This window comes from Vicinamibacteria bacterium, assembly GCA_035570235.1.
Classification (GTDB): Bacteria; Acidobacteriota; Vicinamibacteria; order Fen-336; family Fen-336; genus DATMML01.
In genome coordinates this window covers 1-10,894 of record DATMML010000102.1, presented here as the reverse complement: position 1 = coordinate 10,894, position 10,894 = coordinate 1, and the positions used below count along the sequence as shown (strand labels likewise).

Here is a 10,894-nt window from a genome sequence, read left to right as displayed (position 1 = left end):
CCCGATGACATGAAACGGCATGTGCGCGCGCTCCTGGCCGGCCTGGGTGAGGACCCCGACCGCGAGGGGCTCGTGCAGACGCCGGACCGGGTGGAGAAGGCCCTGCGCTTCCTCACCCAGGGCTATCACCAGGACCCGGAGGCCCTCCTCAACAAGGCCCTCTTCACGGTCAGCTACGACGAGATGGTGATCATCACGGACATCGACGTGTTCAGCCTCTGTGAGCATCACCTGCTCCCGTTCTACGGCAAGGCTCACGTGGCCTACCTGCCCAAGGGCAAGGTGGTGGGCCTCTCCAAGGTGCCGCGCCTGGTGGACATGTTCGCCCGCCGGCTCCAGGTCCAGGAGCGTCTCACCGTGCAGATCGCGGAGGCCATTCGGGACAAGGTCAAGCCCCGTGGCGTGGGGGTGGTCATCGAGGCCATGCATTTCTGCATGATGATGCGGGGGGTTGAGAAGCAGAACTCGGTGGCGGTGACCTCGTGCATGCTCGGCTCCTTCCGCGACCAGGTCCAGACCCGGGAAGAGTTCCTGTCCCTGATCAAGCGGGGGAAGGCGGGGGTGCACTGAGCCTCCGGCTTCGGGGGCGAGCGCTCTAACCGGGACCGGCTCGTCCGCTATGCCCCCGAGCCGGCCCGTCTCGACCGCCCCCCCGAGTTGACCGGGCCTCCCCCCGCGACGAGAATGCGCGTCGCCGGAGGAGGATCACAAGGAGGTGTTATGCGTCGTCGATGCCTGCTCGGGCTCGCGGCCGCCGTGGCCCTGGGGACCCTCGCATCTGCCGAGGAAGCCAAGGATGTCGAGCGTGGCAAGGCGCTGTTCTCGGAGCAGCATTGCCGGACGTGCCACTCCGTCGGGGGCGTCGGCAACGCCAAGGGAGTTCTGGACGGCATGGGCAGCAAGCTCTCCGCGGCGGACATCAAGGAGTGGCTCACCAACCCCCGTGAGCAGGCGGCCAAGGCCAAGGCCACACGCACGCCTCCCATGATCTCCTTCAAACACCTCCCCCCCGAGGATCTGGACGCCCTCGTGGCCTATGTCGGCAGCTTGAAGAAGTGAGCTCGCCCCGCTAGGCCGTGGGCCGCTCCCTCAGCCGGAAACGCCCGGGCTCCCCTTCAGAGCGCGGGCGATGCCTCGGCGCAGGGCGGGGTGGGCCGCCAGGAGCGGGGCGAGGCGCCTCCACTCGGTCCTGAGGTCCCCGAGGGTGTCGATGTCGGTGAGCGGCTCCAGCAGCCGCACCGCCAGCCCCCTTGCCTTCTTGACCGTCGCGGCCAGGACGGACGATGAGCCCCACGCAATTCCCCGGAAGAGTCCGGGCCGCGGGCGGCTCAGGGCCAGGAGATAGTAGCCGCCGTCGCGGGCGGGACCCAGGACCACGTCGTAACCCTTGAGCGACCGGAACGCCTCCCGGACGATCTCCCTCGAGACCGCGGGCACGTCGCCGCCGATGATAGCCACACGGCGGGCGCCGTCGCGGAAGGCCCGGTCGAACGCCCTCGCCATGCGGGCCCCCAGGTCCGCCCCCTCCTGGGGCACGAAGACCTCCTCCGGAAACCAGGCCTCCATGGCCGCGCGCGCTCCCTTGGGCGTGAAGCAGAACCGCCGCTCGTATTCTCCCCGGCGGGGGGTGGTGTGGCGGACCTCCGCCTCGGCCAGGACCCGGTACAGCTCGGCCGCGGCCGCCTTGCCGAGGGCAGCGGCGAGGCGGGTCTTCACGGCTCCCGGGCGGGCCGCCTTCAAGAAGACGAGCAGGACGTCGCGGCCGGACGCGCTCAAGCGTCCGGCGGGGGTGGCATGCGGCGTCCCTCGAGGAGGCGGAGGCCGAGCGCGGTCTGCCCCGCGCCCAACGCCCAGCCGGCGAGCACGTCGCTCGGCCAGTGGACGCCGAGGTAGAGCCTCCCGACCCCGATGAAGAGGGCGAGGCCGGCGGCGGTGCCCCAGGCGAGATATCGGGCGCGGGGCCAGCCGTGAGCCACGTCCCGAGCCAGAAGCGGGTAGAAGGTGGCGGACGCGAGGGCATGGCCGCTCGGGAACGCAAATCCGGATTGCGGGATCAGCCCCGGCCAGAGATGGGGGCGCGGGCGCGCCACCAGTACCTTGAGGCTCTCCTGTAGGCCCAGGGTGGTGAGGCCGAGGACCAGCCACAGCAGCGACTCCGCGCGCTCCCCGCGCCAGAGGTGCCAGAGACAGGCCAGGCTGACGAGGATCGAGCAAAACCGGAGATCGGCGAGCTGGTGGGACAGCCAGAAGGCCGCGTCCGAGGCCGGCCCCGCCCAACCATGGATCCAGAGGAGGATATCGCCTTCCACGCGCGGGCAGCCTAGCACGGGGCGAAATGGGCGGCGATGCCGGTCCGGACGCGTCTAGCGAAGGGGGCGCGGCGCGCGGGCGGTCCAGACCGCCACCACGAGGCACGGCCCATACTCCAGGGCGCGGATCCCCCAGCCGACCTCCCAGCGCTCCCCCGACTGCCAGGCCGGGTAGACGAGGTAGACGAGGGCGACCGTCCCCGTGAAGAGGAGGGCCGCGGGCTCGGGGCGGACCACGAGGAAGGGCAGGAACCAGAGCGCGTACCAGGGCAGCACGTTCGGGCCTAGGAGCAGGGAGGCGGCCACCACAAGGGTCCCCGCCGCGACCGGCTCCGTGCGGGCCGCGGCCAGGGCCAGGGACAAGGCCACGGCCAGGGCGGCCGCGATCACGGCGGCCGCGCGGTGGCTGCCCGTGAGGGCGAGGAGGGCCGCGAAGAGGGTCTCGTTGAATCGCCAGAAGGAGGCGTACTTCGACAGGCTCAGCCAGAAGACGTGGCCGGCGCTCGCGTAGGGAAGGAAGAGGAGCAGCGCCGCCCCCGCGGCCAGGAGCAGCTGCCCCGGTCGATAGCGCCGGGCCCAGGCCAGGGCCACCAGGCCGGGCAGGAACTTGGCCTGGAGGCCCAGAGCCGCCGCCACCGCGGAGGCCAGGGGCCGGCCGTACTCGAGCGCGGCCAGGGCCAGGACCAGGAAGAGCATGCCGAACGCCTCGTTGTGCCCGCTGCCCGCGATCTCCACCAGGGCGAGCGGGCTCCAGGCCAGCACGAGCAGCCGCTCGGGGGGCAAGCCGCGCCGCTTCAAAACCAAAGCCAGCGGCCACAGCATGAGAAGCTCGCTGAGCACGAGGAAGGCCTTCATGGCGGTGACGGAATCGCAGACCTTTACCACGGCCCAGGCCGCGAGCTGCCACAGAGGCGGGTAGATGGCCGGGTAGTCGGCGTGGTTGAGGCCGCGCCAGACTCCGTCCCGGAGCGACTCCCAGCGCGGAGCGTCGGGGCGGTCCGGCCAGGCATAGGGGTTGCCGCCGTGGACCTGGACCCGACCCTCCCACACGTACCGGTTGATGTCGTTGCTCAGGAGGGGCGGGGCGAGCACGAGGGCCGCCCGCCAGAGGACGGCCAGGCCTAGTGCGAGGAGGAGGCCCCGGCGAGAGAGCCCCCGCGCGGCCTCCAGGCCGCCCAGGTACGCCACGAAAGCCAAGCCGTAGAGCGCGAGGTGGGAGGCCACCCGGCCCGTCGCATCCCCCTGGCGGCACCAGGCCAGGGCACAGACGCTCAAGACCGCCCCGCAGAGGGGCAGGACCGCCCGTCTCATCCGGCCCGGCTCAAGGCGTGGCGCGCAATGACGCCCAGAATCTTGGCCGCGGCCCGGAAACTCCCCCCGAGCGTACCGCTCACCTTGCTGCGGCCGATGCGCGGGCGATAGTCCACCGGGACCTCGACCACGCGCAGCCCCCGGCGGGCGGCCTTCACCTGCATCTCCACCGTCCAGCCGAACGTGCGGTCGCGCATGCCCAGACTCTCCAGGGCGGGGGCCGTGATGGCCCGGAAGGGTCCGAGGTCGGTGGCCCGCGTGCCGATGAGCACGTTCATGAGGCCGACGCAAACCCGCGTTCCGAGCACGGCGTGCCGGGGGTGCGCGCCGGGGGCCCGCCGACCCAGGCCGCGCGAGCCGATCACGAGGTCGGCGTGGCCGGCCAAGATGGGGGCGAGGACGTCTACGAGCTGGGCCGGGTAGTCGCTATGGTCTCCGTCCAGGAAGGCGAGGATGTCCACGCCTGGAGCGGCCGCGATCCCGGCCAGGCAAGCCTGGCCGTAGCCCATCCGGGGCTCGCGCACCACCCGGGCTCCCGCCGCTTGGGCGATCTCCGCCGTGCGGTCGGTCGAGCCGTTGTCGACCACGATGACCTCGAGAGCCAGGGGCGGGAGCTCGGCCAGGACCAGGCCGATGGCCGCTTCCTCGTCGAGGACGGGAATGATGATGGCCACGCGGGGTTCCGCCATGGGAGGCTCGAGTCTACCCCAGCCTCCGCGCTCGGGCCGCGATCGTTCCGCGGAAGAACTCATCGATCGGCAGCAGCGAGAAGGGGCGTGGGGAGGGAAGGTGTCGGTCGGCGATACCCGGACATCCCGCGATCAGGGTCGGGGCTCTGCGCTCTCCAACCTCTTCAGCAGGACCTCGATTCGAGCCCGGAGCGCGTCGCGGGACGCCGCATAGTCCTCGCTGGCGGGTGGAATGTCTTGCCATGTTTCCAGGGGCGTGTCGCTCCGCTCGCCTGCGGAAGACAGGTCGACACCGATTCCCACGACTCGCACCGCTCCCGTCGCGTCAGTTGCGCTGAAGGCCCGCGGCTCGAAGCCGCCGACATCGAATCCGTCGCCCCGGAGCGCGGCCGCTATGGCGGGGGGGACGGATTTCTCCGGCGTCACGCCCCGCGATAGGGCACGGAGGTCGAGGCCACGCGAAGCGGCCAGGCGATTGAACCACTCGCGGGCAATAAGGCTCTTTACGTTTCCATGCTCGCACACGAACACCACGGATCGCGGAAGTTCTGGCTTGCGAGTCTTGACTTGTCCGAGCGCCGCCATAGCAACCAACGACACGATGAGAACCATCGTCATGCGGATGCCCTCACCTCCCGCCTGACACGGCTCACCTCATGCGCTCCAACCGGGAGGGCCAGTCGGAGAGTTGGCCGGCCGCCGGCATGCCTTCTCCCGTCGACCCAGGCCCGCCTATCAAACAGGGGTCGTACTCCCGAAGCCTCCGCGAAACTGGCCGCCCCGGGCATCCGGGACGGGCGAGATCCAAGCCCGGGACGCGGGCGGCGGAGGGTTACTTCGCGGAGCCCGCCGGCCCCGCCGTCACCGGCGTCTTGGGCTGGAGGGCATCCAGCAGCTCGTAGGGGAAGCGAGCGTTGACCTGGACCCGGCTCGCCTCGGTCGTGACGCTAATGGCTTGGGCGAGCTCCCGGAGCTCCGGCTTCTGGTTGGCTTGGAGAGCGAGGAAGCCCAGGAGGCCTCGGACCATGTCGGCCAAGCTCTTTGCCGCCGCCGCGTCGGGAGTCTCCCCCGTGATGGCCACCACCAGCGCGGGATCCAGGTCGCCGGTCACGATTAGGCTCTTGAGCGAAGGCAGGGTGAGGCTGCCGCCCGACCCGTCCGGGCCTCCCGCCGGGTTGGGAAAGGCCCGGGGCAGGTTGGCGAGCAGGGTCTGGTCGCCCACCATCCAAAACGTGGAGCCGGGCTTCACCCGCTCGAGCAGGGCCACGAGGGCCGCGTTCTGCCGCAAGCCGGAAGTTCCCTGGGTTCGGTTGGAGACGGTTGTCTCGACCGCGCTCTGGGAACCCACGAGCAGGGAGTGGTCGTCCAGAAAAGCCACCGCCCCTGTTCCCTTCGCTCCCTCGTCGAAGAGGTAAACGGTCGTGCCCAGGTAGTCCTTCCAGGTGACCTTCCCTTTCTTCTCCGTCTCGATGGCCCGGGAGAGCTTGCCGCGGTCGAAGCTGCCGAGGACCAGCACGAGCGCCGCGTCGACTCCGGACCCCCCCCGCCCCACGAGCAGGAGCTGGTCCACGTCCCGTTCGGGGTTGACTCCCGTCTTTTCCTCGATGGCGTGGAAGGCGCTGTCGCGGGGGAAGGCCTGGCCCGGCGAGCCCTTCGCGTAGCGCTTGTACAAGGGGCTGGCGGTCACCCGCCTGACGTCCATGCCCATCACGAAGCGCGCGTCGCCCGGCAAGGCGAGGCCTTCGGCGGGCAGGGGGCCCACCGCGGCCCGGGCGGGGTCGAGGTAGAGGGCGCCCAGTGCGGCCGCCGTGCCCACGCCAACCACGATCATGGAGATGAAAGCGACGCGGCGGCTGGCCGTCATGCGATTACCCCTCCCCCTTCAGTCTACGCCTCTTACTGCTCGAGTACGTATTCGCGGGTGGAAAAGATCCAAAGCGACAGGCCCAGGAAGCCTGCGATCAGGGCCGCGAGCACCCCCAGGCACAGTCCGGCGGGAAGGGTCTGGCCGAAGAGCCCGGCCAACCCCTCCTCGGCGGGACGGTGGGTCATGAGCGAGCGCAGCCATACGGTGATGGTGAACCTTGGCAGGTAGCCGGGCAGGTTGGCGATGAGCTCCCAGGCGAACAGGAAGAGCAGCCCCGGGATCACGGGACGCCGCAGCAGCACGCCCAGCAGGGTGAAGAGTGCACCGTAGGCAAGCAGGGCGAGGATCATGACCCCCATGTCCCGGAAAAGATCCGGTACCGACGCCCCCAGGCCGGCGAAACCGCGCGCGGTCAGGAGGAGGAAGAAGGTCACCACCGTCGCGGGCAGGGTCAGGGTGAGGGTGGTCGTCAGGTAGGCCGCGAACTTGCCGAGGAGGATTGCAGAGCGCGGGATGGGCCGGGTCAGGAGGTAGGGAAGAGTCTTGCCTTCCACCTCGTCGGCGATGAGGGCGGTCGCGTAGAAGAGGGCGGCCAAGGGGAGGAAGTTGCGAACGTAATAGAAAACCGCGATCAAGGCGTAGAGATCCGGGCCGCTAAGACGGGACGGGACCCAGGCCGTGGGCACGACGCGGTAGAGGATGCTGACCGCCGCGGGCAGCCCGAGGAGAATCGCCATCAGGAGGCTGCGACGGGTCCAGACCATGCCCTGGAGGGCGAGGTCGAAGACGCCGCGGGCGGCCGCTACGAGCGCGAGGGGGCGGGTGGTGTCTCGCCCCCGGGCACGAGCCGTAATGCCGTCCGTCATCGGGCGACCAGGTATTTGAAGACCGACTCCAGATCCTCGTCCGGGGAGTACATCTCCAGGACCCCGGCCTCGATGGCGGCCCCGGACAGAGCACCGTAGAACTCGTCCGGTTTCGCGGTCTGCACGGTGACCCACTCCCCCTCCGGCCCGAAGCTCAGAGAGAGCACGTGGGGCAGCCGCACGACCGCCTCCCCCAGGCTCCGGGGGTCCCGCGCGCGCACGGCGACCGTGTGGGGGTGCTCGTCCATGAGGTCGCGAATCTCCCGCACGTCTCCTTCGGCCAGGATGCGGCCGTTGTGGATGAGCAGGACCCGGCGGGTCATGGCCTCCACCTCGTGGAGGATGTGGCTCGAGACCACGACCGTCCGCCCTTCCCGGCCCATGCGCTTCACGAGGTCGATGACCCTCCGGCGGTTCACGGGGTCCATCCCCGAGACCGGCTCGTCCAGGAAGAGCACCTCGGGGTCGTGGGCGATCGACTGCGCGAGCTTGACGCGCTGGCGCATCCCCTTGCTGAAGCCGCCGATCTTGCGGTCCTTCGCGTCCAAGAGCGCGACCTCTGTGAGCGCGTTCTCCGCACGCTCCCGGCACTCGCGTTCGTCGAAGCCGGTCAGCCGCAGCAGGATGACCAAAAACTCCAGGCCGGTGAGCCCCTCCCAGAAGGCGTCCACTTCCGGACAGAAGCCCACGCGGTGGAAGACCGCGGGCGAGCCCCAAGCGGGCACGCCGAGCAGGCGAACCTCGCCCTGGCTGGGCGACAGCTGACCCGCGGCCAGCTTGAGAAAGGTCGACTTTCCCGCGCCGTTCGGCCCCAGGAGCCCGGTGACGCCGGGAGGGATCGCGACCGTGACGTCGTTCAAGGCTATGACGGGGCCGTACCAGCGCGAGGCGCGCGCGAACTCGAGCGGAGCCACGGTCACCGGACGATCTCCACCGCGCGCACCCGGGAGCGCAGTATAACGAGGCACAGGAGGCCGACCACCAGAAGCACCGCGGCCGGCCAGGACCAGGGCAGGCTCGGTCCCCGCTCCACCACTCCAAAGAGAGCCGCGCCGAGGGCCCGGAGGTTCGCCCGCAGAGAGAGGAGAGCGACAGGCCGGAGACCGAAGCCCTGGGCCAGAATCCCGCGCACGACTTCCAGGCCGAGGAAGAGGCCAAAGAAGCCCAGACCCGCCACCCGCGCGCTGCGGGAGAGGGAAGAGACGGCGAGGGCGAGGAGGCTCACGGAGAGGCTCACCACCGCCGAATGGAGCACGACCGCCGGACCGATCCAGGCCAAGCTCCATTTCAGGAACTGCTCGGGGGCAAGGGCGAGGCCGATCGCGTAGAGCAGGAGGCCGGGGACGAGGGTGACGGAGAGGTTGAGGGCCAGGAGCACCCCCAGCTTGCCGAGCACGTAGTCCCGGCGGGTCAGGGGGCGCGAGAGGTAGACGAGGATCGCCCCCGTCCTGAGGTCGTTGGCGATGAGGCCCGCACCCCCGAAGATGGAAAGGAAGAGCGTGAAGACGATCTGCTGGTTCAGGAACTCCCCGAAGAGACGGCCGTCCACGGGGAGGATGCGCCCCGCCTCGGGGAAGCGCGTGACCACGTAGATCTGGACAACCCGGACGATAAACGGGATCCAGCTGCTGGCGAGCAGGCCGAGAAAGGCCCGCCGGGCCAGGATGATCCGCAGCGCCTCGCGGGTGATGGGCCAGAAGCGGACCGCGCGCAGCGGCTCCCGCGCCTCATACCGGCGGTAAGTCTGCTCGTAGATGGGCACGCTTCAGCTCTCCCCCAGCGCCCGCAGGAACACGTCCTCCAGGGTCTCCGCCCCCGGGCGCAGGTACCGCACTTGGACGCCGCACTCGCGCGCGGTGGCGAAGATCAGCTCGGGCCCCTGGCCGTCGGCCAGGAACACGCGGTAACCCTCTTCCGCCTCCCGCCACTCGCAGCCCTTGTCCTGGAGGTCGGTCAGAAAGGCGGTGGCCTCGCCCTTGAGGCGGACGTCGTAGGCGGCGCGGCGGGGGCCCGTCAGCTCGGCCATGGTCCCGGAGGTGGCCACCACCCCCTGGTTCATGACGATCACCCGCTCGCAGACGCGCTCCACGTCACGGAGCAGGTGGGAGCAGAGGATGAGGCTCATCTGCCGGCGCGTGGAGAGGTCGCGGATCAAGGTGAGCATCTCCTCCCGACCCTGGGGATCGAGGCCGTTGGTGGGCTCGTCCAGGAGCAGGAGGTCGGGATCGTGGACCAGGGCCTGGGCCAGCTTGACGCGCTGCTTCATGCCCGTGGAGTAGGTGTCGACCGTGCGGTAGCGGGCCTCCCCCAGGCCCACGTAGTAGAGCACCTCGTGGGCGCGGCTGATGGCCTCGCCCCGCGGCAGCCCGGACAGCTCCCCCGCGAAGGCGACGAAAGCGGAGGCGGTCATGTCCGGGAGGTGGCAGTCCACCTCCGGCATGTAGCCGATCCGCCGGCGTACCTCCAGCGGGGAGCGGATGGGGTCGAGGCCGAAGGCGATGAGGGTTCCATGATCGGGGGTCAGGAAGCCGAGCAGGGTCTTGAGGAGGGTGGTCTTGCCCGCTCCGTTCGGCCCCAGGAGGCCGGTGGGACCGGCGGGAAAGGCCCCGGACACGCCGGCCAGGGCCGGCACCAGACCGTAGGAGACCGCGAGGTCCCGGAACTCCACGAGCGGTGCCGCCACTTCAGCCATGGACGAGTCTCTCCCGGTGCTTGTTCAACTAATTCTGGCCGAAGCGGAGCAGGAGCGCGCCCTCCACGCCCAGCTGCTGCCGCGAGAAGGTCTCCTGAGCGCCGTTCCTACCTTCGAGTGTCCGCCAGGGCCGGAGCGGCACCTCCAGAAGCGCGCCCGCGGGATGCACGAGAATGGGCGCGCGGCCGGGCAGCCTCAGCACGCCCTCCCCCCCCGCGATCGCGGGGAGCGAGGTCTGGGGCGATCGGGAGCGGACGATGAGCTCGACCGTACCCGCTCCCGAGACGACCTCCCCCCCCTCGACCCGCACGGGGCCGGAGAGGAAGGCCATGTTCCCCTCCGGCAGCTCGATGCCGTCGTGAAACCGGGGAGCCGTGTAGGATGAGGGCCAGCGTTCGAGGAGGAGTCCCCCCGCCAGCAGCAGCCCCACGACCGCCGCCAGCGTGGTGAGCGGCGAGTCTCCGCCCCGGCTCCGCCCCGCCCGCAGAAGCCAGAGAGCGAGCAGGAGACCGAGAAGGATCCAGGCCAGGAGCTGCGGGAGCAGGCCGGGGGCGGCCTCGCTCCACGTCTTGAGGACGAGGCCGGGGATGTAGACGCGGCCGTCGGCGAAGGTGCTCTTGGCCAGGAGCAGGGCGGAGTCGTTGGCGGCATGGGGGTCTTGCCAAAGGGCGAAGGACAGGACCGCGGTCCAGCCCGCGAGCATGAGGGCAAGCGCTCCCGACCCCCGCCGGGACCAGACGCGGGCCAGGGCCACTCCGATGAATGCGACCAGGAGCGGAGCCAGGGGCATGAAGAAGCGGCCCAGGTTCGACACCGGGCCCGCCCAGTTGTCGGCGGAGGCCACGGTCAGGTAGTAGACCCCGGCCGCGGGTAGGGCCTGCCGGAGGCGAGCCGCGCCGTCCATGAGCAGGCCGCCGCCGGCCACGAGGTAGATGGGCGCGTAGGGCAGGATCCCGTACCTCGCGTCAAGGAGAATTCCCAGGACCCCCTGGCCGAGGTGTGCGGTGCGCACTCCCCCCGGGCCCCAGGCCAGGAAGAGGGCGTCGGGGCGGATGCTGCCCGTGATCGCGAAGTTGTAGAGGGCGGTCAGGTAGAGGGAGAGCCCGAGGGGAGCGAGCAGGAAGAGCAGCTCCCGGCGCGTGGCCCCCCGCCGGACCGCC

At 70.4% G+C, this 10,894-nt stretch carries 13 protein-coding genes; 2 read left to right on the top strand and 11 right to left on the bottom strand.

Features of this window, described 5'->3' with window-relative positions; all coding sequences use genetic code 11:
* Positions 1-570: GTP cyclohydrolase I FolE (folE, locus tag VN461_18935; protein ID HXB56845.1), on the top strand; the 570-nt coding region annotated here is incomplete at its 5' end.
* Positions 571-720: 150 nt separating this feature from the next.
* Positions 721-1,059, top strand: a complete 339-nt coding sequence (locus VN461_18930) for a cytochrome c (GenBank protein HXB56844.1) — start codon at positions 721-723, stop codon at positions 1,057-1,059.
* Positions 1,060-1,089: 30 nt separating this feature from the next.
* On the opposite strand, the gene VN461_18925 is transcribed toward VN461_18930, so the two are convergent.
* From VN461_18925 to VN461_18875, 11 genes are all read right to left on the bottom strand, one after another.
* Positions 1,090-1,776 (bottom strand): TIGR04282 family arsenosugar biosynthesis glycosyltransferase, encoded by a 687-nt coding sequence (locus VN461_18925; GenBank protein HXB56843.1) that lies wholly within the window; start codon positions 1,774-1,776, stop codon positions 1,090-1,092.
* Positions 1,773-2,309, bottom strand: coding sequence for a phosphatase PAP2 family protein (locus VN461_18920; GenBank protein ID HXB56842.1), 537 nt, complete (start codon positions 2,307-2,309; stop codon positions 1,773-1,775). Before VN461_18920 ends, VN461_18925 begins: the two co-directional genes overlap by 4 nt.
* 54 nt (positions 2,310-2,363) lie before the next feature.
* The gene (locus VN461_18915) at positions 2,364-3,620 is read right to left on the bottom strand and encodes a hypothetical protein (GenBank protein HXB56841.1); all 1,257 of its coding nucleotides are present in this window, start codon (positions 3,618-3,620) and stop codon (positions 2,364-2,366) included.
* Positions 3,617-4,309 carry a glycosyltransferase family 2 protein gene (locus VN461_18910; GenBank protein ID HXB56840.1) on the bottom strand — a complete coding sequence of 231 codons (693 nt, stop codon included), beginning with the start codon at positions 4,307-4,309 and terminating at the stop codon, positions 3,617-3,619. The genes VN461_18915 and VN461_18910 overlap by 4 nt, the downstream gene beginning before the upstream one ends.
* A 132-nt stretch (positions 4,310-4,441) precedes the next feature.
* Complete coding sequence (locus VN461_18905) at positions 4,442-4,927, bottom strand: hypothetical protein (GenBank protein HXB56839.1); 486 nt, start codon at positions 4,925-4,927, stop codon at positions 4,442-4,444.
* A gap of 214 nt (positions 4,928-5,141) precedes the next feature.
* Positions 5,142-6,173: a hypothetical protein gene (locus VN461_18900; protein ID HXB56838.1), complete on the bottom strand. Its 1,032-nt coding sequence runs from the start codon at positions 6,171-6,173 to the stop codon at positions 5,142-5,144.
* Between the two features lie 32 nt (positions 6,174-6,205).
* Positions 6,206-7,042 carry an ABC transporter permease gene (locus VN461_18895; protein ID HXB56837.1) on the bottom strand — a complete coding sequence of 279 codons (837 nt, stop codon included), beginning with the start codon at positions 7,040-7,042 and terminating at the stop codon, positions 6,206-6,208.
* On the bottom strand, positions 7,039-7,962 hold the full coding sequence (locus VN461_18890; GenBank protein HXB56836.1) for an ABC transporter ATP-binding protein: 924 nt from the start codon (positions 7,960-7,962) through the stop codon (positions 7,039-7,041). Before VN461_18890 ends, VN461_18895 begins: the two co-directional genes overlap by 4 nt.
* Positions 7,959-8,804, bottom strand: a complete 846-nt coding sequence (locus VN461_18885) for an ABC transporter permease subunit (GenBank protein ID HXB56835.1) — start codon at positions 8,802-8,804, stop codon at positions 7,959-7,961. Before VN461_18885 ends, VN461_18890 begins: the two co-directional genes overlap by 4 nt.
* A 3-nt stretch (positions 8,805-8,807) precedes the next feature.
* Positions 8,808-9,734 carry an ABC transporter ATP-binding protein gene (locus VN461_18880; protein HXB56834.1) on the bottom strand — a complete coding sequence of 309 codons (927 nt, stop codon included), beginning with the start codon at positions 9,732-9,734 and terminating at the stop codon, positions 8,808-8,810.
* 28 nt (positions 9,735-9,762) lie between these two features.
* Positions 9,763-10,894: hypothetical protein (locus VN461_18875; GenBank protein HXB56833.1), on the bottom strand; the 1,132-nt coding region annotated here is incomplete at its 5' end.